General features: G+C 70.9%; 21 protein-coding genes. 13 read left to right on the top strand and 8 right to left on the bottom strand.

Features of this window, described 5'->3' with window-relative positions; translation table 11 throughout:
• Positions 1–19: 19 nt before the first annotated feature.
• Positions 20–514 (bottom strand): DUF3145 domain-containing protein, encoded by a 495-nt coding sequence (locus OG584_RS24980; RefSeq protein WP_405781073.1) that lies wholly within the window; start codon positions 512–514, stop codon positions 20–22.
• Between the two features lie 298 nt (positions 515–812).
• Between OG584_RS24980 and OG584_RS24975 the strand changes: the two genes are divergently transcribed.
• Complete coding sequence (locus OG584_RS24975) at positions 813–1,712, top strand: SGNH/GDSL hydrolase family protein (RefSeq protein WP_405781072.1); 900 nt, start codon at positions 813–815, stop codon at positions 1,710–1,712.
• Positions 1,713–1,721: 9 nt separating this feature from the next.
• Positions 1,722–2,696: an aldose epimerase family protein gene (locus OG584_RS24970; protein WP_405781070.1), complete on the top strand. Its 975-nt coding sequence runs from the start codon at positions 1,722–1,724 to the stop codon at positions 2,694–2,696.
• 105 nt (positions 2,697–2,801) lie between these two features.
• On the opposite strand, the gene OG584_RS24965 is transcribed toward OG584_RS24970, so the two are convergent.
• On the bottom strand, positions 2,802–5,255 hold the full coding sequence (locus tag OG584_RS24965) for a beta-glucosidase H (protein WP_405781069.1): 2,454 nt from the start codon (positions 5,253–5,255) through the stop codon (positions 2,802–2,804).
• Between the two features lie 174 nt (positions 5,256–5,429).
• Here OG584_RS24965 and OG584_RS24960 point away from each other — a divergent pair, with 174 nt between their 5' ends.
• On the top strand, positions 5,430–6,005 hold the full coding sequence (locus OG584_RS24960) for a TetR/AcrR family transcriptional regulator (protein WP_405781067.1): 576 nt from the start codon (positions 5,430–5,432) through the stop codon (positions 6,003–6,005).
• A gap of 57 nt (positions 6,006–6,062) precedes the next feature.
• On the opposite strand, the gene OG584_RS24955 is transcribed toward OG584_RS24960, so the two are convergent.
• Positions 6,063–6,947 (bottom strand): EI24 domain-containing protein, encoded by an 885-nt coding sequence (locus OG584_RS24955; protein ID WP_405781065.1) that lies wholly within the window; start codon positions 6,945–6,947, stop codon positions 6,063–6,065.
• A gap of 182 nt (positions 6,948–7,129) precedes the next feature.
• Here OG584_RS24955 and OG584_RS24950 point away from each other — a divergent pair, with 182 nt between their 5' ends.
• The 6 genes from OG584_RS24950 to mmsB all read left to right on the top strand — a co-directional run bounded on the left by OG584_RS24950 (position 7,130) and on the right by mmsB (position 14,360).
• On the top strand, positions 7,130–8,287 hold the full coding sequence (locus OG584_RS24950) for a mandelate racemase/muconate lactonizing enzyme family protein (RefSeq protein WP_405781063.1): 1,158 nt from the start codon (positions 7,130–7,132) through the stop codon (positions 8,285–8,287).
• Positions 8,284–9,300 carry a zinc-binding dehydrogenase gene (locus OG584_RS24945; protein WP_405781062.1) on the top strand — a complete coding sequence of 339 codons (1,017 nt, stop codon included), beginning with the start codon at positions 8,284–8,286 and terminating at the stop codon, positions 9,298–9,300. The genes OG584_RS24950 and OG584_RS24945 overlap by 4 nt, the downstream gene beginning before the upstream one ends.
• 119 nt (positions 9,301–9,419) lie before the next feature.
• Entirely contained in the window at positions 9,420–10,418 is a 999-nt protein-coding gene (locus OG584_RS24940; protein ID WP_405781060.1) for a hypothetical protein, read from the top strand.
• 8 nt (positions 10,419–10,426) lie between these two features.
• Positions 10,427–11,533, top strand: a complete 1,107-nt coding sequence (chvE, locus tag OG584_RS24935; RefSeq protein WP_405784265.1) for a multiple monosaccharide ABC transporter substrate-binding protein — start codon at positions 10,427–10,429, stop codon at positions 11,531–11,533.
• A 65-nt stretch (positions 11,534–11,598) separates the two neighbouring features.
• Entirely contained in the window at positions 11,599–13,119 is a 1,521-nt protein-coding gene (gene mmsA / locus OG584_RS24930) for a multiple monosaccharide ABC transporter ATP-binding protein (protein ID WP_405784264.1), read from the top strand.
• Positions 13,120–13,124: 5 nt separating this feature from the next.
• A complete protein-coding gene (gene mmsB, locus OG584_RS24925) occupies positions 13,125–14,360 on the top strand; it encodes a multiple monosaccharide ABC transporter permease (RefSeq protein WP_405781058.1) in 1,236 nt (411 codons plus the stop codon).
• Between the two features lie 72 nt (positions 14,361–14,432).
• Here the strand turns inward: mmsB and OG584_RS24920 are convergent, their stop codons facing one another.
• The 4 genes from OG584_RS24920 to OG584_RS24905 form a co-directional block, all read right to left on the bottom strand.
• Positions 14,433–15,278 carry an SMP-30/gluconolactonase/LRE family protein gene (locus OG584_RS24920; RefSeq protein ID WP_405781056.1) on the bottom strand — a complete coding sequence of 282 codons (846 nt, stop codon included), beginning with the start codon at positions 15,276–15,278 and terminating at the stop codon, positions 14,433–14,435.
• Positions 15,275–16,045 carry an IclR family transcriptional regulator gene (locus OG584_RS24915; RefSeq protein ID WP_405781054.1) on the bottom strand — a complete coding sequence of 257 codons (771 nt, stop codon included), beginning with the start codon at positions 16,043–16,045 and terminating at the stop codon, positions 15,275–15,277. Before OG584_RS24915 ends, OG584_RS24920 begins: the two co-directional genes overlap by 4 nt.
• Before the next feature lie 232 nt (positions 16,046–16,277).
• On the bottom strand, positions 16,278–16,706 hold the full coding sequence (locus OG584_RS24910; protein WP_405781053.1) for an organic hydroperoxide resistance protein: 429 nt from the start codon (positions 16,704–16,706) through the stop codon (positions 16,278–16,280).
• A 64-nt stretch (positions 16,707–16,770) separates the two neighbouring features.
• Complete coding sequence (locus tag OG584_RS24905) at positions 16,771–17,790, bottom strand: NADP-dependent oxidoreductase (protein WP_405781052.1); 1,020 nt, start codon at positions 17,788–17,790, stop codon at positions 16,771–16,773.
• A gap of 108 nt (positions 17,791–17,898) precedes the next feature.
• On the opposite strand from OG584_RS24905, the gene OG584_RS24900 reads away from it, so the two are divergent.
• The 4 genes from OG584_RS24900 (at position 17,899) to OG584_RS24885 (ending at position 21,770) form a co-directional block, all read left to right on the top strand.
• Positions 17,899–18,330 (top strand): MarR family winged helix-turn-helix transcriptional regulator, encoded by a 432-nt coding sequence (locus OG584_RS24900; protein WP_405781051.1) that lies wholly within the window; start codon positions 17,899–17,901, stop codon positions 18,328–18,330.
• Positions 18,331–18,427: 97 nt separating this feature from the next.
• On the top strand, positions 18,428–19,006 hold the full coding sequence (locus tag OG584_RS24895) for a hypothetical protein (protein WP_405781049.1): 579 nt from the start codon (positions 18,428–18,430) through the stop codon (positions 19,004–19,006).
• Positions 19,007–19,237: 231 nt separating this feature from the next.
• A complete protein-coding gene (locus tag OG584_RS24890) occupies positions 19,238–20,275 on the top strand; it encodes a rod shape-determining protein (protein ID WP_405781047.1) in 1,038 nt (345 codons plus the stop codon).
• 88 nt (positions 20,276–20,363) lie between these two features.
• The gene (locus tag OG584_RS24885) at positions 20,364–21,770 is read left to right on the top strand and encodes a GAF domain-containing protein (protein WP_405781045.1); all 1,407 of its coding nucleotides are present in this window, start codon (positions 20,364–20,366) and stop codon (positions 21,768–21,770) included.
• Between the two features lie 91 nt (positions 21,771–21,861).
• Here the strand turns inward: OG584_RS24885 and OG584_RS24880 are convergent, their stop codons facing one another.
• Positions 21,862–23,130, bottom strand: a complete 1,269-nt coding sequence (locus OG584_RS24880; protein WP_405781044.1) for an MFS transporter — start codon at positions 23,128–23,130, stop codon at positions 21,862–21,864.
• Between the last annotated feature and the right edge of the window lie 59 nt (positions 23,131–23,189).

Raw genomic sequence — 23,189 nt, 5'->3', positions numbered from 1 at the left:
GACTCCACCGTAAAGCGGATTACACGACCTGATGCAGCCAGCGCACCGGCGCTCCTTCGCCCGCGTACCTGAACGGCTCCAGCTCGTCGTCCCACGGCTTGCCGAGCAGGCGGGCGATCTCGGCTTCGAGGTCGCTCTCGCCGCCCAGCGAACGGGCCAGTGCGGCCCGCAGCCGGTCCTCGGGGATCAGGATGTCGCCGTGGATTCCGGTGACGGCGTGGAAGATGCCCAGCTCGGGCGTGGCGCTGTAGCGCTCGCCCTCGGCCGCGGGGCACGGCTCCGACGTCACTTCGAAACGCAGCAGGTTCCAGCCCCGCAGCGCGGAGGCGAGCTGGGACGCGGTGCCCGCTCCGCCCTTCCAGGAGAATTCGGATCTCCAGGTGCCGGGAGAGGCAGGCTGCCTGATCCAGTCGAGATTCACCCGCGCACCCAGAACGCCCGCCACAGCCCACTCAACGTGCGGGCACAGCGCGCGCGGTGCGGAGTGCAGGTACAGAACTCCACGTGTCGTCACCGGGACCTCCAGTGCGGTTCGAGGTTCGCCTTCCCCAGCGGCCTCTCGCCCGTTCTGCCCCGGGGTGCAACAGTAAACAGCATCGGGAGTTAATCTCCTGAAATGGGACAGTATGTGACGTGATGTAATTTACCGGAGCCGCTGGTGGGCGAAGTTGCCACTGGTTCGACGGGGAAAAACTACCGCGCGGCGGCCGCACTCGTGTGACGTACTGTCGGTCGTGACCCCGTTGAACACACAGCTTTCACTCGGCAGGACGTCCGGGTCGGCCACTTGGAGGGTGCAGACGGTGCAGAGGATGCCGGAATCCGCCCGGAGCCGCCGCGGCCGTGCCACCGCTGCCGCGGCGCTGGCGGCCGCGCTCCTCATCCCGTTGGGCGCACTGGCCGGCTGTGACTCTTCCGACAGCGGCTCGAAGGCCGCGACGGGGCATCGGGGTGCTTCCCCCTCACCTACTCCCACCTGGGACAGGTCCCCCAGGTCGGTCGCCGCAGTCGGTGATTCCATCACCCGCGCCTTCGATGCGTGTTCGGTGCTCGCCGACTGCCCCACGGCGTCCTGGGCGACCGGATCGGACGCCCGGGTCCGCAGTCTGGTGTCCCGGCTCGGGGTGAAGAAGGGCTGGAACGTCGCCAGGACCGGCGCCCTGATGGCCGATGTGCCGGGTCAGATCGCCGCGGCGGCGGCGCACAGACCCGAACTGGTGACGATCATGGCAGGTGCCAATGACGCATGCCGGGACTCGGTATCGCACATGACACCGGTGGATGAATTCCGAACATCTTTTGAGACGGCGCTGAAACGTTTGCGCACGACGCTGCCCAAGAGCGAGGTCTACGTGTCGAGCGTGCCGGACCTGAAGCGCCTGTGGTCGCAGGGGCGCGGCAACCCGCTGGGCAAGGAGATCTGGAAACTGGGGTTCTGCGGCTCGATGCTGCGGGACGCCGACGCGATGGATCCGGCAGCCGTGCGGCGACGGGCAGCCGTGCGGGAGCGGGTCGTCGCGTACAACGAGGTCCTCAAGGACGGGTGCGCGTCGGACCGGCACTGCCGCTACGACGGCGGGGCGGTGTTCGACTTCCGTTTCACCGGGGCGCAGCTGAGCCACTGGGACTGGTTCCATCCGGGCAGGGACGGGCAGGAGCACCTGGCGGAGATCGCGTACCGCACCATCACAGCCGCACGGCCCCCGGCGTAGGGTCCGTTCATGAGCAGCGCGCAGCCGGAGACCTTCGGCCGTCTCGGTGACGGCACCCCAGTCCATCGCTGGACCCTGGAGCGTGGCGGCACGCGGGTGCGCGTCCTCACGTACGGCGGCATCCTGCAGTCGGTCGAGGTGCCCGACCGGGCGGGCACGGTGGCCGGGGTGGCTCTGGGGTTCCCGGACCTGGCCGGGTATCTGGCCTCCCCCGGGCCCTACTTCGGGGCGCTGATCGGACGGTACGCGAACCGCATCGCGGGCGGGGCCTTCGAGCTCGACGGACGGACGTACCGGCTGGCCCGCAACAATCCGCCCAACAGCCTGCACGGCGGCAGCCGGGGGTTCGACAAGCGGGTGTGGGACGCGGAGGCCACCGGGCACGGGGTGCGGCTCTCCCGGGTCAGTCCGGACGGCGAGGAGGGCTTTCCGGGGCGGCTGGCCGTCACCGCGACCTACAGCCTGACGGAGAACGGCGCGCTGCGGATCGCGTACGAGGCGACGACGGACGCGCCGACCGTGGTGAGCCTCACCAACCACTCGTACTGGAACCTGGCCGGCGCGGGCTCCGGCAGCGCCGCCGGGCACGAACTGCGTATCGCGGCCTCGCGCGTGACGCCCGTGGACGCGGATCTCATCCCGACCGGCGAGCTGGCCCCGGTAGCGGGAACGCGCTTCGACTTCCGGCAGTCCCGGAAGGTGGGCTCCGGCTACGACCACAACTACGTGCTCGACGGGCCGGATGCGGCCGAGCTGTCCGATCCGGCGTCCGGACGGGTCCTGACCATCACGACGAGCGAGCCGGGTGTACAGCTCTACACCGGTGACCACATCGACGACGGGCCGTACGGGCCGGGTGACGGGATCGCGCTGGAGACCCAGCGCTTCCCCGACACGCCGAACCGGCCGGAGTTTCCTGGTGCGGTGCTCCGGCCGGACTGCGCTTTCGTCTCCGAGACGGTGTACGGGTTCTCCGCGCGGTAGTTTTCTCCGAGCGGTAGCTCTCCGCCCGGTGGACGCCGGTGCGGCGCTCCCCCGCGGGGCACGAGCGTGCGTCCGGTGCGGGTGAGCGGCGCCGCAGGCCGCCTGTCAGGCCTTTGCCGTGGTGGTCAGCCGGGTGTCGGTGACGGAGCGGCCGGCCTGGATCTCGTAGCTGCCGGCCCGGTGTGTCCAGGCTCCGGCTTCCTCGTCCCAGGTCCCGAAGGCCCGGGGGGAGAGCTCGACGGTCACCTCCACCGTCTCTCCCGGCGCCGCTTCGACGCCGGCGAAACCGGCCAGCTGGCGGGTGGCACGGTCCGTGCCCGGATCGGCAGGGGCGGCATAGACCTGGACCGTCTCGCGCCCGGTACGGGCACCGGTGTTACGGATACGGACGGTGGCGGTGGCGGTGGTCGCGTCCAGGGACTCGTAGCTCCACTGCGTGTAGCCGAGGCCGTGGCCGAAGGCGTAAGCGGGTGTGGTGCCCGCCCTGTCCCAGGCCCGGTAACCGATGAACACACCTTCCTCGTACGGGAGTTCACCGTCCTCCGGTTCGACCCTGCTGACCGGGGCGTCCGCCAGCACCGCGGGCCAGGTGGTGGGCAGCCGGCCGCCGGGCTCCGCGTCTCCGGTGAGGACGTCGGCGAGCGCCGAGCCGCCCTCCTGGCCCGGGAACCAGCTGAGCAGCACCGCCGCCACGTCCTCGCGCCAGGGCAGCTCCACCGGGGAGCCCGCGTTGACGACCACGACCGTGTTCGGGTTGGCCGCGGCCACCGCGCGCACCAGGTCGTCCTGCCGGCCGGGCAGCCTGAGGTCCTTGCGGTCGAAGCCCTCGGACTCGACCTCCTCGGTGGTGGCGACGACCACGACGGCGGTGTCGGCCTCGCGCGCCGCGGCCACCGCCTCGGCGATCATTTCGTCGGCGTCACGCTGCGGGTCGCGGTGCATGAGGGAGAAGCCGATGGCCTGGAGCCGGGCTCCCGGGCTCTTGAACACGGTGTATTCGAGACCGATGGCGACCGACTCACCGGCGGTGAGCGGGACGGTGCCGCGCTCGGCCGGGGCCCCGAAGACCGCGGCGAACGGGTCCGTCACGTCGTCGGGCAGCTCGTCCCCGTCGAAGAGGACCCGCTCATCCACGGTCAGCCGGAAACCGCCGAGTCCCCGGGTGCCGAAGGTGTGCTCGCCGCTCTCCCGGGGCGTGAACGTCCCCTTGACCTCGATGGTGTGCAGCGCCTCGTGCGTCACTCCGTCGGGCAGGTCACTGCCGACCCACTGGATGCGTCCGCCGGGGACCGATGCGGTGCCGATGATCCGCCCGGCCTTGTCACGGCAGACCGCGTGCAGGGCGAACCCCTTCCCGGCTGCGGCCAGTTGGCCGCTAGGGTCCGCGCCGACCGTGTAGCTGACGGCGCCTTCGGGCAGCGCCGCGGCCAGCCCGTCGAGCGGGGACACCACCCTGGTCGGGAAGACGGTCGCGGAGCCCCCGCCGAGGATGCGGGCATCGCGGGCGGCGGCGCCGATGAGCGCCACCTTGCGGATTCGGGACGCGTCGAGCGGCAGCGCCCCGCCCTCGTTCCTCACGAGCACGAAGGCACGGCGGGCGATCTCACGGGACAGCTCACGCCCGTCGGTCTCGGCGGGCAGGTCCGTGACGGCCGGCGGGGCGCCGTCGAGGATGCCGACCCGGGCGGCGAGCCGCAGGACGTTCCGTACGGCGTCGTCGACCGCGCTCTCCGGGACCTCGCCGGACCTGACGGCGGCGGCCAGCGGCTCGCCGTACGGGGTGACCGGTCCCGGCATCGCGACGTCGAGACCGCCGAGGATGTCGCCGGCGGTGGAGCGGGCGGCCGTCCAGTCGGACACGTTGAATCCGTCGAAGCCCCAGGCGCCGCGCAGGACTTCGTTGACCAGGTAGCGGTGTTCGGTCATGGTCGTGCCGTTGACCGTGTTGTACGCGGTCATGATCCCCCAGGGGTGGGCGTTCCTGACGATCGCCTCGAAGGGCGCCAGGTACAGCTCGCGCAGCGGTCGCGGTGCGATGAGGTTGTCGACGGTGAACCGGTCGGTCTCCGCGTCGTTGCCGACGAAGTGCTTGACCGTGGTGCCGACGCCGCCGCTCTGCACGCCCCGGACATAACCGGCGCCGATCTCCCCGGTCAGGTACGGGTCCTCCGAGTAGCACTCGAAGTGCCGGCCGCCGAGGGGCGAGCGGTGCAGGTTGACGGTCGGCGCGAGCAGCACGTGCACACCCTTGCGCCGGGCTTCCTGGGCGAGGAGTACGCCGGCCCTGTGCGCGAGTCCGGGGTCCCAGGTGGCGGCGAGCGCGGTGGGTGACGGCAGAGCGATCGACGGGTCGTCGGCGGTCCAGCGCACGCCGCGGACCCCGATCGGGCCGTCCGACATGACGAGGGACTTCAGTCCGATCTCCGGGACGGCCGGGAGGGTCCAGAAGTCCTGCCCGGAGAGAAGCCGGGCCTTGGTGTCGAGGTCGAGTCCGCCGAGCGCGGCCTCGACCGCGGCCTCGCGGACCGAGTCCGCGTCGTTGATGGGGGTGGCTGCCACCGTCGTACCTCCGCGTCGAAATGCTGCTGCGTAGAAGCGCTGAAGTGCTGAAGTCCCGTGCGTGATGTCTCCATCCTGACGCTCCTACCGGTAGAGCGGTAGGTTTCGTTACCTCTTCGTGATGGCGGATGTCGTACGGTCCTCGGAGAACACGTACGGGAAAGGAGCCGGTGGATGGGCAGCGCCAGAGGCGAGGGGCGGCGCGCGGAGATCCTCCGTGCGGCCCTGGAGGTCATCGCGGAGCGCGGTTACCGCGGGACGACGCTCGGCGCGGTCGCCGAGCGCGTGGGCCTCACCCAGCAGGGGCTGCTGCACTACTTCCCGAGCAAGGAGGCGCTGCTCGTCGCCGTACTGGAAGCGCGCGACCGCTGGGACCCGGGCGCCTCCGCACGCTCCGGTGAGGCGTGGCCGCTCGAACTGCTCGGCTCCCTGGTGGAGTACAACGCGATGCGGCCGGGAATCGTGCAGACCTTCGCCGCCCTGCTCGGCGAGAGCGTCACGGACGGACACCCGGCGCGCGAGTTCTTCACCCGCCGCTATGTGCAGGTACGGGGGTCGATGGCGGCCACGCTGCGCGGCGAGTTCGGGGACCGGCTGCCGGGTGGGCTGACCCCGGAGGAGGTGGCGCCGCTGCTGGTGGCGGTGATGGACGGCTTGCAGTACCAGTGGCTGCTCGACCCGGAGTCGGTGGACATGCCGACCGCCTTCCGGGCCTTCACGGCGCTGCTCGGAGGCAGCACCCCCGAGTGACCCGGGAGCGGCCCGGTGCCGCGCCGGCGGCCCGCTGCTCCGCCGTGGGATCAGCCCTCACGCGGTCCAGGACCGGGTGGGCGGAGGCGTGGTGGACGGTGCGGACGGCGGCGGCACGGCCCCCGCGGACGCACCGTTCACGTCGTCCGCGCCACGCGGGCCCGCCGCCCCGTCCCCGGAGGCGGCCGGCGCAGGGTCCGGTTCCGCCTCGCCCGTCAGGTCGCGCGCCAGCAGCGTCGCCCCCGCCACCGCGCCCGGCATGAGGAAGACCGCCACGAGCGGTACCAGGAAGCAGAGCGTCAGCGGGACCCCGAAGCCGAGAGCGAGCAGCCGCCGGCTCCTCAGCAGCGCCAGCCGCTCCCGGAAGTCCATGCCTCGGCGCTGCAGCGCGACCGCTGTCAGCTCCTCCGCCAGGAAGAAGCCGGACACGCAGAAGCCGATCACCGGCACCACGGTCTGGCCGACGACCGGGAGGAAACCGGCCGCGAAGAGCAGGAGGCCGTAGAAGGCGACCCGCACCAGGACGCGGAGGCTGTCGCGTGCGGAGATCCAGAGCTCCCGCCACAGGGGAAGGCCGGATTCGGGGACGTCGGGGCCCTCCGAGGCGTCGACCCGCTCAGAGATGGCTTCGTAGAAGGGCTGGCCGACCAGCAGGGTCGTCGCGGTGAACGAGACGACGGCGAGCAGCAGGGCGAGCGCCCAGAGCAGCACGGTCAGAAAGCCCCGCAGGACGTCGGCCCAGAGCGTGCTCCAGGTGTCGGCGAACGGTGTCGCCCAGCTGACGGCGTCGTCCGCCCAGAACGCGAGCGCGACCAGCGCCGCCGCGTAGAGGACCAGGGTGATCAGCCCCGGCAGCAGTCCGAAACCGTACTGCCTGCCGCGCCGGCCGACCCAGCGCTGCCCCTTCACCAGATAGCCGAAGCCCGCGCCGAGATCACCCATGCGGCGCAGCCTATCGGGGCCCCGTGCCGCCGTGCTCCACGCAGGCGGGTCCCGCCGCGGCCGGGGAGGGAGCAGAACCGCAACCGCCGCCGGGCCATTGACGTGGCGTGCGTCACCCCATTACGGTCACGCCAGGATTTCGAACGCATGACGAAATATCGAACACACCGGGGGCAACTGCCTTGCGCATCACAGGAATCAGCACCCACGTCGTCGGAACACCCTGGCGCAATCTCACCTACGTCCAGGTCCACACCGACGAAGGTCTCACCGGCGTCGGCGAGACCCGGATGCTCGGCCGTACCGACGCCCTCGTCGGGTATCTGCGGGAGGCCGAGGCCAACCACATCAAGGGCTCGGACCCGTTCGCGCTCGAAGACCTGGTCAGGCGGATGAAGTACGGCGACTACGGGCGGGCCGGCGAGATCGTCATGTCCGGCATCGCCGTCGTGGAGATGGCCTGCTGGGACATCAAGGGCAAAGCACTGGGCGTCCCCGTCTGGCAGCTGCTCGGCGGCCGGGTCACCGACCGGGTGAAGGCGTACGCGAACGGCTGGTACACCACCGAGCGCACCCCCGAGGCGTACCACGAGGCCGCCCTGGGCGTGATGGAGCGGGGCTACCGCGCCCTGAAGATCGACCCGTTCGGAACCGGGCACTTCGAGCTGGACCAGGCACAGACGAACTACTCGGTGTCGCTCATCGAGGCGGTACGCGACGCGATCGGCCCCGACACCGAGCTGATGCTGGAGATGCACGGGCGGTTCTCACCGTCCACCGCGGTGCGCCTGGCCCGCGACCTCGCCCCCTTCCGCCCCGCCTGGCTGGAGGAGCCGGTCCCGCCGGAGAACCTCAGGGCGCTGGAGAAGGTCGCGGCGAAGGTGGACATCCCGGTCGCCACCGGCGAACGCATCCATGACCGGATCGAGTTCCGGGAGCTCTTCGAATCCCAGGCGGCCGACATCATCCAGCCGGACGTCGGCCACCTCGGCGGCATCCTGGAGACCCGCAAGCTCGCCGCCACGGCCGAGACGCACTACATGCTGGTCGCCCCGCACAACGTGGGCGGCTCGGTACTGACCGCCGCTTCGCTCCAAGTGGCGGGCTGCACACCCAACTTCAAGATCCTTGAACACTTCAACGACTTCGCGGACGCCGCCATCAAGACGGTCGTGAAGGGGGCCCCGCAGGTCGTCGACGGCTACTTCGAACTGCCGGACGCCCCCGGTCTCGGGGTCGAGCTGGATGTGGACGCCGCCGCCGAGTTCCCGCAGCAGCAGGCCCGGTTCGACCTGTGGGCGGACGGCTGGGAGAAGCGCTCGCCCGGGGCCGCCGGATGACCGGCAGCCGCGCCGTCGTCGTCGACGCGCCGGGCGCCGCACGGCTGGTCAGTGGTGCCCGGCCGGAACCGGGCCCCGGCGAGGTCCGGATCCGGGTGGCCGCCGCCGGGATCTGCATGAGCGACCGCGAGGTGTACGACGGCCGGCGCGATCCGGCCCATGTGCGCTACCCGGTCACTCCCGGCCACGAGTGGGCGGGGACCGTCGACGCGGTGGGCGACGGGGTGGATCCCGTACTCACCGGGCGCCCGGTGGTGGCCGAGGGCTTCCGGTCCTGCGGGGCGTGCGAGCGCTGCCGGGCGGGCGAGACCTCGCTCTGCGACGCCGGATACGCGGAGACCGGGTTCACCTGCCCCGGAGCATTCGCCGACCATCTCGTGCTGCCCGCACGGCTGTTGCACCCGCTCGCGGACGGGGCGGACCTGCGCGCCGCCGCACTGATCGAGCCGGCCGCCGTGGTGGCTGCCGCGGTGCGGGCCGGGCGGCCCGAGCCCGGCGAGCGGGTCGCCGTGGTCGGCGCCGGAACGCTCGGCCTGCTCGCCGTACAGCTCATCGCCGCGGCGTCGCCCTCGGCACTCACGGTCATCGACCCGCGCACCGAACGGGCCCGCCTGGCCCTGGACTTCGGGGCGAGCGCCGCCTGCTCCCCCGGGGAATCGGAAGCGGAGCGCGGCAGCTACGACCTGGTGATCGAGACCGCGGGCGCACCCACCACCGCGGCAGACTCCTGCCTCCTCGCGCGGCGCGGCGGCCGGGTGCTGCTCACCGGGATGTTCACCCCCGGCGCCACCGGCATCGACCCGGTACATCTGGCGCTGAACCAGCTCACCCTGCGGAGCGTCTTCGGCGCACCGTCCGCCGCCTGGTCCTTCGCGGTGCGCGCGTTCACCGCCGGCATCCTCGATCCCGCGCCGCTGATCACGCACGAGTTCCCGCTGGAGCGGTACGCCGAAGCCGTCGCGCTCGTCGGCGGTGGCGATCCGTCTACCGGGAAGGTGCTGCTGCGGCCCTGAGCCACGCCTGCCTCCGGCCCTGACCCATGCCCAATGAACCGAACCTCGTTCGATATCCCGAACAGATCGAACGCGGACCCGCACCCGACCCCGACCCCGAACCTGCGAGGAACCCGCCCGTGACCGACGCCTCCGCCCCCGTCCCCCGCCGCCCCGGCGAACCGGCACTCGCCGCGCTCGGCCTCGCCGCACCGGCGCCCGACCCCGCCGACGCCTCTGCGTACCGCTTCCCCGACGGCGGCTCCTGGCGCACCGAAGTCCCGTCCGTGGAGGGCCCGGAGGCACTCGCTGCCGTACTGGCGGAAGCGGCCCGGCTCGGTGTGCCGGTCCACCGCGTCAGCCAGGGAAGCGGTGTCTGGATGCTGACGGACACCGAGATCACCGAGATGGTGGACGCCTGCGCGGAGGCGTCCGTCGAGCTCTGCCTGTTCACCGGGCCGCGCGGCACCTGGGACATCGGTGCGTCCACCCGCACGGACTCGGGCGGCGGCGGGCTCCGCGCCCGGGGCCACGACGCGGTGGCAGGTGCGCTGGAAGACGCCGTGCGCGCCACGGACCTCGGGGTCAAGTGCCTGCTCGTCGCGGACGAAGGGGTGCTCTGGTCACTGCACAGGCTCCGCGTCGCGGGCATCCTCCCGGCCGACACCACGTTCAAGGTCTCGGCGCTGATCGGCCCGGTCAACCCGGCGTCGTACGCGGTCTTCGAGCAGCTGGGCGCCGACTCCGTCAATATCCCCTCCGATCTCACCCTGGCCCACTTCACCGAGATCCGGCGGGTCTGCGCCGCCCCGATGGACCTCTACATCGAGGCACCCGACGACCTCGGCGGCTACGTCCGGATGTACGAGACCGCCGAGCTGATCCGGCGCGGCGCCCCGATCTATCTGAAGTTCGGCCTCTCGAAATCGCCCGGTATCTACCCGTACGGCGGGCAGCTGCGCGACCTCGCCCTCAGCACCGCGCGTGAGCGGGTCAGGCGCGGCAGGCTCGCCCTCGATCTGCTCGCCAGGCACGGCGCCGACGGCGGTATGTCGCCGCTCGGCTCACGGCTGCCGGGACCCCTCACCCGTTTCACCGCCCCGGCTGCACCCTCCCGCCCCTCCCCCGAGAAGGACTGATGACCGCCATGCGCCACACCCGCCGAGCCGCGTTCACCCTCGTCGCCGGATCCCTGGTCCTCGCTCTCACCGCCTGCGGGCAGAGCAGCGAGGGCGGCAGCAAGGAGACCAAGAGCGGTGGCAAGGGCTCCACCATCGGGATCGCCATGCCGACCAAGTCGTCCGAGCGCTGGATCGCCGACGGAACCAACATGGTCAAGCAGTTCAAGGCCCTGGGCTACAAGACGGATCTCCAGTACGGCGAGGACGACGTCGACCACCAGGTGTCGCAGATCGAGAACATGATCACCAAGGGGGCCGACGTCCTGGTGATCGCGGCCATCGACGGCAAGGCCCTCACCGATGTCCTCCAGCAGGCCGCCGACCAGCACATCAAGGTGGTCTCCTACGACCGTCTGATCCTCGGCACCCCGAACGTCGACTACTACGCCTCCTTCGACAACGAGAAGGTGGGTGTCCTGCAGGCGACGTACCTCATCGACAAACTGGGGCTCAGGAAGGGCAAGAAGGGCCCGTTCAACATCGAGCTGTTCGCGGGCTCCCCCGACGACAACAACACCCGCTACTTCTTCAACGGCGCGATGAAGACGCTCAAGCCCTACATCGACAAGAAGCAGCTCGTCGTGCGGAGCGGGCAGACCAGGCTCGACCAGCTCACCACGCTGCGCTGGGACGGCGCCACCGCGCAGAAGCGGATGGACGACCTGCTCACCAAGTCGTACGCGTCGGCCCGGGTGGACGCGGTCCTCTCGCCGTACGACGGGATATCCATCGGCATCCTGTCCTCGCTGAAGTCGGACGGCTACGGGACGCCCGCCAAGCCGTATCCGGTCGTCACCGGGTCGGACGCCGAGGTGGCATCGGTGAAGTCGATCATCGCGGGCCAGCAGACCCAGACCGTCTACAAGGACACCAGGGCGCTCGCCAAGCAGGCCGTACAGATGGCCGACGCGATGCTCAACAAGAAGAAGCCGCAGGTGAACGACACAACCACCTACAACAACGAGAAGAAGATCGTCCCCGCCTATCTCCTCAGGCCCGTCAGCGTCGACAAGTCCAACTACCGCGCGCAGCTGGTCGATTCCGGCTACATCAAGGCGAGTGAGCTGAAGTGAGCGGCGGCACGCGGGCCCCGGAAGGCACCGCGAAGCCCGCGGTGAGCGCCACGCCGGTCCTGGAGATGCGCTCGATCGTCAAGACGTTTTCGGGTGTCCGGGCCCTCTCCGATGTGTCGCTGACCGTCGCGGAGGGTGAGGTGCACGCCATCTGCGGGGAGAACGGCGCGGGCAAGTCGACGCTGATGAAGGTGCTCAGCGGTGTTCATCCGCACGGGAGTTACGAGGGGGACATCCTCTTCCGGGGCGAGGACTGCGCTTTCCGGGACATCCGGGGCAGTGAGGAGCGCGGGATCGTCATCATCCACCAGGAGCTGGCGCTCATCCCCTATCTGTCGATCGCCGAGAACATCTTCCTCGGCAACGAGCACGCCACCCGGGGTGTCATCAGCTGGAACGAGACGCTGAAGCACGCCGCGAGGCTGCTCAAACGGGTCGGTCTCCGCGAGCATCCGCAGACCAGGGTCGCGGACATCGGGGTCGGCAAACAGCAGCTGGTGGAGATCGCCAAGGCACTGTCCAAGGAGGTGAAGCTCCTCATCCTGGACGAGCCGACCGCGGCCCTGAACGACGACGACTCCGCGCAACTGCTCCGCCTCATCATCGAGTTGAAGCAGCAGGGCATCACCTCGATCATCATCTCGCACAAGCTCAACGAGATCTCGGCGGTCGCTGACTCCGTCACCATCATCCGGGACGGCCGCACCATCGCGACCCTCGACGTGAAGGCCCCCGAGACGACCGAGGACCGGATCATCAGGGGCATGGTCGGCCGCGACCTCGACCACCGCTTCCCCGAACGCACCCCATACACAGGTGATCCGGGCGCGCACCCCGCGCTCGAAGTGCGGGGCTGGACCGCCCACCACCCCATCGACCAGCAGCGCAAGGTGGTGGACGACGTCTCGCTGCACGTGCGCAGGGGCGAGATCGTCGGCATCGCCGGGCTGATGGGCGCCGGCCGTACCGAACTCGCGATGAGTCTCTTCGGCCGTTCGTACGGGCGCAGCATCAGCGGCACCGTACTCAAGGACGGCCGGGAGATCCGCACCAGAACCGTGCCCGAGGCGGTCCGGCACGGCATCGCCTATGTCACCGAGGACCGCAAGCAGTACGGCCTCAATCTCATCGACACCATCAGCCGCAACATCACCATGAGCGCCCTGTCGAAGGTCTCCCGGCGCGGTGTGGTCGACGAGCACGAGGAGACCCGGGTCGCCGAGTCGTACCGCCGCTCCATGAACATCAAGGCCCCGACCGTCTTCGAGCAGGTCGGGCGGCTGTCCGGCGGCAATCAGCAGAAGGTCGTCCTCAGCAAGTGGATCTTCGCGGGGCCGGATGTGCTCATCCTCGACGAGCCGACGCGCGGTATCGACGTCGGCGCCAAGTACGAGATCTACACCGTCATCGACCAGCTCGCCGCAGAGGGCAGAGCCGTCGTCTTCATCTCGTCCGAACTCCCCGAACTGCTCGGCATGTGCGACCGCATCTACACGATGGCGGCCGGCCGGCTCACCGGTGAGGTCGCGCGGGCGGAAGCGAACCAGGAAGTGCTGATGCGCCACATGACCACGGACAAGAGGTAGCCGCCATGGGTCCCGTCGCCACCGACACCCCGAAGGGCGCTCCGCCGGCGCCGCCCTCCCCGCGCTCCACCACCGGAGCCCTCCTGCTGGACGCCGCGCGCCGCAACATGCGTCAGTACGGGATGCTGATCGCGCTCGGCCTGATCGTCGTCCTCTTCCAGATCTGGACCGGAGGCGTGCTGCTCAAGCCGAACAACGTCACCAACCTGGTCCTCCAGAACAGCTACATCCTGGTTCTTGCCATCGGGATGATGATCGTCATCATCGCGGGCCACATCGACCTCTCCGTCGGCTCCCTGGCTGCCTTCGTCTCCGCGGCCTGTGCCGTGATGATGGTCGAGCACAAGGTCCCCTGGGTGCTCGCGCTGGTCGTGGCGCTGCTCATCGGCGCGGTCGCCGGGGCCTGGCAGGGCTTCTGGATCGCGTATGTGGGGATACCCTCCTTCATCGTCACACTCGCGGGGATGCTGATCTTCCGGGGCGCCACCCAGATCCTGCTCGGTTCACAGTCGCTGAGTCCGTTCCCCGAGGGGTTCCAGAAGATCTCCACCGGATACCTGCCCGCGGTGGGCCCGGACACGAACTACCACAACCTCACGCTCCTGCTGGGACTCGTACTGATCGTGGTCGTGCTGGTGCAGGAGGTCCGCTCACGGCGCCGGGAGAAGGAGTACGAGCTCGACGTCCTCCCGCGCGGCGTCTTCCTCACCAAGTGCACGGCCATGGTGGCGGCCGTGGTGGCCTTCACCATGACACTCGCGAGCTACCGCGGCGTGCCGGTGGTACTGCTGCTGCTGGCGGCCCTGCTCATCGGCCTCGGCTTCGTGATGCGCAACGCGGTCGTCGGACGCCATGTGTACGCACTCGGCGGCAACCAGCCCGCGGCCAAGCTGTCCGGCGTCAAGGACAAGCGGGTGACCTTCCTGGTCTTCGTGAACATGGGCGTGCTGGCCGCGCTCGCCGGCATCGTCTTCGCGGCCCGCCTCAACGCGGGTACGCCCAATGCCGGCGTGAACTTCGAACTGGAAGCCATCGCCGCCTCGTTCATCGGCGGCGCGTCGATGAGCGGCGGTGTCGGCACGGTCTTCGGTGCCATCATCGGCGGCCTGGTGCTCGGAGTGCTGAACAACGGCATGTCCCTGGTCGGTATCGGCAGCGACTACCAGCAGGTCATCAAGGGCCTGGTGCTGCTGGCAGCGGTCGGCTTCGACGTCTACAACAAGCGCCGGGTCGGCTCGTAGCTCCGTTGCCCGGCAAGGGCTTTCGCCGCTGTGCCCCGCAGAAGGCCTGCGGGGCACAGCGCTTTCCTCTCCTCAGCCCGCGAAGGACGGCTGCGGCAGGCCCTGTCCCGCGCCGGGGACGACCAGCAGCGAGCCGGAGAGCGGGTGCGGGGCGGGAAGTCCGCCGCGGGCCGTACTGATGTAGAGGTCGCGAAGGTCCCGTCCGCCGAACGCGCAGGCGGTGGGGCGCCGCACGGGCAGTGCGACCGTACGGTCCAGGGCACCGGCCGGGGTGTAGCGGCGGACGGCCGAGCCGTCCCAGAGCGCCACCCAGACGCAGCCCTCCGCGTCGACGGTGAGCCCGTCCGGGAAACCGGCAGCAGGCTCGAACGAGACGAACTCGCGCCGGCTGTGCGGGAGTTCACCGTCGAAGTCGAAGACGTCGATGCGCCGGGTCGGGGTGTCGACGTAGTACATGAGGGAGCCGTCGGGGCTCCAGCCCGTGCCGTTGGAGACACTGACCGGCAGTGTCCCGGAGACCGCGCCGTCCGGTGCGATCCGGCTCAGTGTTCCGCCGCCGGTTCCCCCCTCCGCGTAGCGCATGGTCCCGGCCCAGAGCGCGCCGTCCGGAGCGACCGCCGCGTCGTTGGCCCGCCGCCCCGGCACCGGGTCGTGCACCAGCCAGGAGAAGGCGCCGTCGGCCGCGTAGAGCCCCACACCGTCCCTGAGGTTCGCCACCAGGCCTCCGGTTGCGCGCGGCTTCGCGGCCCCGACGTGCTGTTCGGTCGCCATGACCGTGCGGCGGCCGGTAGCCGGATCGTAGGTGTGGATGCGCGCGGAGAGGATGTCCACCCAGATCAGCCGGCCGGCCGCCGCGTCCCAGGTCGGGCCCTCGCCCAGCACGGCCCGCTCGCGTACCGCCACATCGGCCTGCCTCACGCGGGCCCCCGGTGGCCGAGGCGGGTGGAGAGTTCGGCGGCTCCCCCCAGAGCCAGCTTTTCCAGCTCGCTCTCGCGCTCCTCGCTCCAGCGGATCACCGGTACCGAGATGGAGAGTGCGGCGACGACCGTCCCGGCGCTGTCGCGCACCGGTGCGGCCACGCAGTTCACATCCGGGTTGGACTCGCGGTGTTCGACCGCGACACCGCGCTCGCGGACCACGGCGAGCGCCTCCCGCAGGACGGCGGGGTCGGTCACGCTGTCGGGCGTCATCGCGGTGAGCTCCCGCCCCGATATCCGCGCGGTCAGCTCGGCGTCGGGCAGCGAGGCGAGCAGCATCTTGCCGACGGAGGTGCAGTGCGCGGGCAGCCGCCGTCCGGCGCCCGAGACCATCCGGACGGCGTGGGTGGAGTCGACCTTCGCGATGTAGATGACGTCGGCGTCCTCCAGGACGGCGACATGGACGGTCTCGTCGCAGGTCTGGGCGACCTCACGCGCGACCTGCTGCCCTTCCGCGGCGAGGTCGAGCTGTTCCGCGTACCGGCTGCCGAGCTGGTACGTGCGTACGCCGAGCCGGTAGTGGCCGGGCTGCTCGGGGACCGGCACCAGGTAGGCGCGGGCCGCGAGGGTGGTGAGCAGTTCGTGCACGGTGGTGCGCGGCAGCTGAAGCCTGCGGGTCACATCGGGCGCGGACAGCGAGCCGTCCCCCTCGAGGAAGAGCTCCAGTATGTCCAGCGCCCTGGTCACCGCCGGGACCAGTCGTCCCATGGTGGTCCACCCAACCCTTCTGTTCGGTACTGCACCGTTCGAAACTCCGGCCGATGGTCGGGATCACGAACACACGGTACGCACAGCCCAGTTCGGCGGGCAATGGCCGCAGAGGGCCGGGCCCGGCGACGGAATACGCCCGAACCACCCGCTGTACGGACAAAGGGCCGCCCCCGCCGGAGCGGGTGCGGCCCTTCGCGTCCCGGCCGGAGCCGGGATCAAGCGGTCCTGGTCAGGCGACGGCCAGGTCGACCTTGATGTTGCCGCGGGTCGCGTTCGAGTAGGGGCACACCTGGTGGGCCTTCTCGATCAGCGACTGCGCGGTGGCGGTGTCGACGTTCGGGATGGAGGCCGTGATGGTGACCTCCAGGCCGAAGCCGCCCGCCTCGGTCTTGCCGATGGAGACGGCCGCGGTCACGGTCGAGCCGGAGATGTCGGCCTTCTCCTGGCGGGCGACGACACCGAGCGCACCCTGGAAGCAGGCGCTGTAACCGGCGGCGAAGAGCTGCTCCGGGTTGGTGCCCGCACCGCTTCCGCCCATCTCCTTCGGCGGGTTGACGACGACGTCGAGGTTGCCGTCGTTGGACGAGACCCGGCCGTCACGGCCGTTCTCGGCGGTGGCGACAGCGGTGTACGCGACATCGATCTTCTGGATAGCCATGAGAGTTCCTTCTGTTGTGTACGCCGCGACTCGCGCCCACGACCGCGGCGGCCTGGAGCCGAGCCTACTGGTTGACGGCGACGATCATCTTCCCGGTGTTCTCACCGCGGAGCAGACCGAGAAACGCCTCGACGCCCTGCTCGACCCCTTCGACGACCGTTTCCTGGTACTTCAGCTCACCGGAGGCGATCCACCCGGCGACGTCCTTGACGAACTGCGGCTGGAGCGCGGCGTGGTCCCCGACGAGCATCCCCTGCAGCCGCAGCCGCTTGCCGATGACCAGCGCGAGGTTGCGCGGGGCCGGGGCCGCCTCGGTGTTGTTGTACTGCGAGATCATTCCGCAGATCGTGGCGCGGCCGTGCACGTTGAACGAGGTGAGGGCCGCTTCGAGGTGCTCGCCGCCGACGTTGTCGAAGTAGACGTCGATGCCGTCCGGTGCGGCCTTCCGCAGCTGGTCCGACACAGGGCCGCTCTTGTAGTTGAACGCCGCGTCGAAGCCGAGGTCGTCGACGAGGTGCTTGACCTTCTCGTCGGACCCCGCCGAGCCGATGACGCGCGCGGCGCCCTTGATGCGGGCCATCTGGCCGACCTGGCTGCCGACGGCTCCCGCGGCGCCGGAGACGAAGACCGTCTCGCCCTCCTTGAAGGAGGCGACGTCGAAGAGGCCGGCGTAGGCCGTGAGGCCCGTCATGCCGAGCACTCCGAGGTAGGCGGAGAGCGGGGCGGCCGAGGGGTCGACCTTGGTGGCGTGCTTGGCGGGCACGTGCGCGTACTCACGCCAGCCGAGCCCGTGCAGGACGTGGTCGCCCACCGCGAAGCCGTCGGCGTTCGACGCGACGACCTCGCCGACCGCGCCGCCCTCCATCGGCTTGTCGAGCTGGAAGGGCGGCGTGTACGACTTCACGTCGTTCATCCGGCCGCGCATGTACGGGTCGACCGAGAAGTAGAGGTTGCGGACCAGGATCCGGCCCTCGGCCGGTTCGGACACCGGGGCCTCGCGCAGGGCGAAGTCCGCCGGGGTGGGCCAGCCGTTCGGACGGGCGACGAGGTGCCATTCGCGACCGGTCGCGGGGAGTGCGGACATCGGGTACAACCTCCTGAGCAAAGCTTCATGACGTGAAATATCTACCGTCTGAAACAACCATGCGCCTGGATATTTTAGATTGTCAAGCATGCAGGTACGATGGTGGGCATGGCCACTCGTACAGACCCGCTGACCCTGGAAGTCGTCGAGCTGATCGGTGACGTCGTCGCCCGGTACTACGAGGAGTACGACGAAGCCGCGGCCCTGCACTCCCTCACGGGGGCCCAGGCACGGGTACTGGGTCTGCTGTCCATCGAGGCGATGCCCATGCGCCGGCTCGCCGGACATCTGAAGTGCGAGCCGTCGAACGTCACGGGGATCGTCGACCGGCTCGAAGCGCGCGGCCTGGCCGAGCGGCGCCCCGACCCCGCCGACCGCCGGGTCAAGCTCGCGGCCGCCACCGACGCCGGCAGGCGGACCTCCCGGGAGCTGCGCGCCTCGATGGACTTCGCGCGCGAACCGCTGGGCGAGCTGTCGGCCGGGGAGCGCACCGTGCTGCGGGACCTGCTGAAGCGGATGCTGGGCCGCCCGCAGGAGTAGGGGCCGTCCGCGCGCATCAGATCCCGGACGCGGGGTCCGGCCAGGCCGTCGCCCACCACCGGGGCAGCCGCGCGCGCCGTACGGGCAGGATGGGTGCATGGCACCATCACAGACCCCGTTCGGGCCGCTCGACTTCCAGCTGGTGCTGCTGCGCCGCATGGCCGACCACCAGCCGGTCCTCGTCTACGACGCCCGTCAGGAGCTCGGCGTCCCGCTCGCCGCGATGCGCGAGGCCAACAAGCGCTGGCAGGCGATGGTCCGCTCCCCCCGGTCCCGCGGGGCCGCACAGCGCTACCGCTCGGTGCTCGGCGAGCCGTCGGCAACCGCCCGCAGGCGGATCGGCGACCTGGAGTGCGACGCCCTCCAGTGGCCGGTGCCGCTCTGGCCCGATCTGCGCTTCGAGGTGCTGACCGCGAGCGGCGGCGCGGTGTGGAACGAGTGGCTGGTCCGCGCTCCGGGCGCCCCCGCACCCGTCCTGCGGACAGCGGATGACCTGCGGCCCTGGTCGTGCACGGTGGACGAGGTCGCCCGCGCCTTCGCCCCCGCGCGGCCGATGGAGGGCACCGCACCGACCCGGTGGCGGCTCGCCTTCACACCGCCCGGCGGACGCCCCGCCGTCGCCGACTTCACCTGGGGGCTGCTACAGGACGTACAACCGGCCGGCACAACCCGTTAGACCGTGTCCGCAACGCCGCGCGCCCGCCCGCCGGGCGACGACGAGACTTTTCACGGACGCGGCCCAGCGGCCCCAGCCCTCCGGCAGTGACGTCAGCACACCACCCGGCCGGCCCAGCCCGGCACCCGACCGGCTCATCCCAGCGCGCGCACCTTGCACGGCCGCCGCACGATGCGATGAGGACCGGCCTCCGCCGGTGCTCCACCTCTGCATTTCTCGGGAGATCGTGCCGTGACCGTCAGTCTTGAGCAGTTGCGCCGTTGCCAGGTAGCCGTCGATCTCGGGGCCGCGCGGACCCGGGTGTTCGTCAAGGGCATGGGTCTCGTCGTGGACGAGCCGAGTGTCGCCGCGGTGAACACCCGGACGGGCTCCCTGCTCGCCGTCGGAACCTTCGCCGAGCAGATGACCGGCCGCACCCCCGGCTACATCCGGGTGGTGCGCCCCGTATCGGGCGGCACCGTCGTCGACATCGACATGGCCCGGCGCATGCTGGGCCAGCTGCTCGGCGACAAGCTGCGGCGCAGGCTGCGGCGCACCCCGAACCTGCGCGCCGCCGCGTGCACCCCGCACGAGTCCGACCCGCTGGCACAGCGCGCCACGGTCGAGACCCTCGTCGGTCTCGGTGCCCGGCGGGTCGAGCTGGTCGACACCCTGATCGCCGCGGCCGTCGGCTGCGGGCTCCCCGTCGAGCAGCCGACGGCCACCATGATCATGGTCTGCGGTGCGGCGACCACCCAGATCGCCGTGCTCTCGCTCGGTTCGATCGTCACCGCGGAGCGGATCCCGGTCGGCGGCGAGGCCATCGACCGCGCCGTCGTGCAGCACCTGCGCCAGCACCACGAGCTGCTGCTGCCGAGCCAGTCCGTACGCCCCCTGCAGCTGGCGCTCAGCGGCAACGGGCTCTTCCTGGACGGGCCCGAGTCCACCGAGATCCACGGCAGGGACGTGGCCACCGGCCTCGCCCGTTCGGTCCGGGTCGAGACAGCGGCGGTACGGGAGGCCATCAACACCCCGCTGACCGCCGTACTCGACGGCATCGGCCGGGTACTGCGCGGCTGCCCGCCGGATCTGGTGGCCGACCTGTCGGACCGAGGCATCATGATGGTCGGCGGGAGCGCACTGCTCCCGGGCCTCGAACAGATGCTGCGCAACGCGACGGGGATGCCCGTGAACGTCGCCGAGCGGCCCGACATCTGCACGGTCCTCGGTCTCGGCGCGATGCTCGAGGGGAAGATCGAACCCATGACGCTGGCCCCGCTGACCAGCTGACCGGCCGGGTGAGCGTTCGGCGGACGGGCTGCCGCGCCCACCTCCGAGCGGCACCGCAGGGCCTGCGACAACCGGACCGGGGGACACGATGACCGACGACACACGGCTGCCGCTGCTCCTCGAAGCGGTACTGGGCGTCGGCACCGATCTCGAACTGCGCGGCACGCTCCAGCACATCGTGGACTCAGCGATCCGGCTGACGGGCGCGCGGAGCGGGGCGCTCGGGGTCGTCGACCCCGAGCGCGACCGGCTGGCCGAGCTGTTCACGACCGGCGACGACGGGGACGCCCTGATCGGTCTTCCCGACGGCACCCGCGGGCTGCTGCGGCTCTCCGTCCGTGTGCACCATCAGACCGTCGGGACCCTGCATCTGGCCGGGAAGCGCGAGGGGGACTTCGACGAGGACGACGAGGGGCTGCTCCGGGTGCTCGCCGCACAGGCGGGCATCGCGATCGGCAACACCCGGCTGTACGACACGGCCAGGCTCCGGGAGCGCTGGATCAAGGGCGCGGCGGCCGTCACCAACGCGCTGCTCACCGGTGAGAGCGCGACCGACGCGCTGACCACGGTCGCCGAACAGGCCCGGGGCCTCGCCGACGCGGTCGCCGGTGTGGTGCTGCTGCCCACCGATGCCGGCGGCATGGAGATCGTCGCCGCCTCCACCTTCGAGGACCCGGGCGACCTCATCGGGACCACGATCGCGCCGGGCTCCCCCGTACTCGTACAGCTGCTCAACGGGGACCCGGTGTACATCGAGGACTCGTCGACCGATCCCCGGATGACCACCCTGGTGCGGGCCCGTTTCGGGCCGAGCATGATGCTGCCGCTGCAGAGCGGCGGCAAGCTGATCGGCACGCTCGCGCTGCCGCGGCGGCGCAGCGGCCGCCCCTACAACGCGGCGGACCGGACGCTGGCTCTGCAGTTCGCCTCACAGGCCGCGCTCGCGCTGGTACTGGCCGACGCGCAGCAGAATCGCGAGCGGCTCGCGGTGTACGAGGACCGCGACCGGATCGCCCGCGATCTCCACGACCTCGTCGTCCAGCGGCTCTTCGCGACGGAGATGATGCTGGAGTCGGCCAAGCGGCGGGCGGCCGGCACCGAGCTCGGCGAGCTGCTCGGCCGGGCGGTCGACGAACTCGACTCGACGATCCAGGATGTCAGGACCGCGATCTTCGCTCTCCAGCAGCAGCCCGCGGACGCGCCGTCGACGCTGCGCGGCCGGGTGCTGCGGGACACGGACGGCGCTCGGGTGCTGCTGGGCTTCGCCCCGTCGGTGCACTTCCTCGGTCCGGTGGACTCGCGGGTCACCGACCAGGCGGGCGAGGAACTGCTGGCCGCCCTGCGCCGGGCCCTCGCCCGCGCACACCGGGTGCGCGGCGTCTCGCAGGTCTCGGTGGTGGTCGACGCGCGGGAGGACCCGGTACGGCTGACCGTCACCCACGACGGGACGCCGGAGGGCGAGGCGGGGAACACCCTGGAGTGGGAGGCGCGGTAGCCGCGGTCCCGGCGGGCACCCGCCTGCCCCGCTGAGGGGCCTTGCACTATGAGCGTCCGACCCGGGCCGGACGGGCATAGCGCAAGGACCCCTAAGGCACCGGCGACCGTGCGTCGTAGCGGAGGAAACCGCGCCGGGTCAGGCCGAGCGCGGTGACCGCGAGGACACAGGCGATACCGCCGCCGACCACGGCCACGCCCGGCGTCGCCAGGTCGCCCGCCGAGCCCGCGAGGAAGTCGCCCAGACGCGGGCCGCCCGCCACGACCACGATGAAGACCCCCTGGAGCCTGCCGCGCATCTCGTCCGGCGCGGCGACCTGCATCATCGTGTTGCGGAAGACCATGGACACGGTGTCCGCCGCACCGGCCAGGGCGAGGAAGCCCAGCCCGAGCCAGAGGTTCCTGGTCAGGCCGAACACCGCGATGGCCAGGCCCCACCCGGCCACCGCGAGCACGATCGCAAGCCCGTGCCGGTGGATGCCGCCCAGCCAGCCGGAGAAGACCCCGCCGAGCAGCGCGCCCACCGCGGGCGCCGCCACCAGCAGTCCCGTGGTGCGGGCGTCGCCCCCGTACCAGAGGACGGCCACCGCGGGGAACAGCGCCCGCGGCTGGGCCAGGATCATCGCGCAGAAGTCGGAGAAGAACGTCATCCGCAGGTTGGGCCGGGTCGCCAGGAAGCGCAGCCCGTCCAGGACCGAGGCGCGGCTCTTCGATCCGGGGGCCCGGTCGGGAAGCATCGAGGGCAGCCGCCACATCGCGTACAGGGCGGCCAGGAAGGAGATCGCGTCGATCAGATACGCGGCCTGGTAGCCCCAGAAGCCGACGATGAGGCCGCCGAGCATCGGGCCGATCAGTGTCCCGAAGGTGCTGGTCATCGAGGACAGTGCGTTGGCCGCGGGCAGCTGTCCGGCGGGCAGCAGCCGGGGGATCATGGCGGACCTGGCGGGGGCGTTGAGCGCGGCGCAGACGGACTGGAGGGCCACGATGCCGTACAGGAACCAGACATGGTGGAATCCGGCGAACGCGGCCGACGAGAGCCCCACCGAGAGGGCCGCGGAGCCGAGGGCGCTGTAGAGCCCGAGTTTGCGGCGGTCGAGTGTGTCGGCGACAGCCCCGCCGTAGAGACCGAACACGACCAGCGGCACCAGCGAGAAGAGGCCGACGAGGCCGACGGAGAAGCTGGAGCGGGTGAGGTCGTAGACCTGGAGCGAGATCGCGAGGGCGGTCATGCCCTGCCCGACCCAGGAGACGGTGTTGCCGAACCAGAGCCGCCGGAAGTCGGGGGATGTGCGCAGCGGGGTGAGGTCGGCGAGTATGCGCCGACGTATCGGCGCCTCCTTGGGCGGGCGTATCTGGGTCACAGGGGATGCTAACCGTCCTCGTGCCGCGGCCGGCGCGGGGGCCGCGCGTACCGCGGGGC

It is taken from the genome of Streptomyces sp. NBC_00859, assembly GCF_045161865.1.
Lineage (GTDB): Bacteria > Actinomycetota > Actinomycetes > Streptomycetales > Streptomycetaceae > Streptomyces.
This window is presented reverse-complemented; position numbering and strand designations above follow the sequence as displayed.

Bases quoted from the DNA above. Each gene is read 5' to 3' on its own strand.
- OG584_RS24975 (WP_405781072.1), top strand. From the start codon at position 813: ATGCCGGAATCCGCCCGGAGCCGCCGCGGCCGTGCCACCGCTGCCGCG.
- OG584_RS24970 (WP_405781070.1), top strand. From the start codon at position 1,722: ATGAGCAGCGCGCAGCCGGAGACCTTCGGCCGTCTCGGTGACGGCACC.
- OG584_RS24960 (WP_405781067.1), top strand. From the start codon at position 5,430: ATGGGCAGCGCCAGAGGCGAGGGGCGGCGCGCGGAGATCCTCCGTGCG.
- OG584_RS24955 (WP_405781065.1), bottom strand. From the start codon at position 6,947: ATGGGTGATCTCGGCGCGGGCTTCGGCTATCTGGTGAAGGGGCAGCGC.
- OG584_RS24945 (WP_405781062.1), top strand. From the start codon at position 8,284: ATGACCGGCAGCCGCGCCGTCGTCGTCGACGCGCCGGGCGCCGCACGG.
- chvE (WP_405784265.1), top strand. From the start codon at position 10,427: ATGCGCCACACCCGCCGAGCCGCGTTCACCCTCGTCGCCGGATCCCTG.
- mmsA (WP_405784264.1), top strand. From the start codon at position 11,599: ATGCGCTCGATCGTCAAGACGTTTTCGGGTGTCCGGGCCCTCTCCGAT.
- mmsB (WP_405781058.1), top strand. From the start codon at position 13,125: ATGGGTCCCGTCGCCACCGACACCCCGAAGGGCGCTCCGCCGGCGCCG.
- OG584_RS24915 (WP_405781054.1), bottom strand. From the start codon at position 16,045: ATGGGACGACTGGTCCCGGCGGTGACCAGGGCGCTGGACATACTGGAG.
- OG584_RS24910 (WP_405781053.1), bottom strand. From the start codon at position 16,706: ATGGCTATCCAGAAGATCGATGTCGCGTACACCGCTGTCGCCACCGCC.
- OG584_RS24905 (WP_405781052.1), bottom strand. From the start codon at position 17,790: ATGTCCGCACTCCCCGCGACCGGTCGCGAATGGCACCTCGTCGCCCGT.
- OG584_RS24900 (WP_405781051.1), top strand. From the start codon at position 17,899: ATGGCCACTCGTACAGACCCGCTGACCCTGGAAGTCGTCGAGCTGATC.
- OG584_RS24895 (WP_405781049.1), top strand. From the start codon at position 18,428: ATGGCACCATCACAGACCCCGTTCGGGCCGCTCGACTTCCAGCTGGTG.
- OG584_RS24885 (WP_405781045.1), top strand. From the start codon at position 20,364: ATGACCGACGACACACGGCTGCCGCTGCTCCTCGAAGCGGTACTGGGC.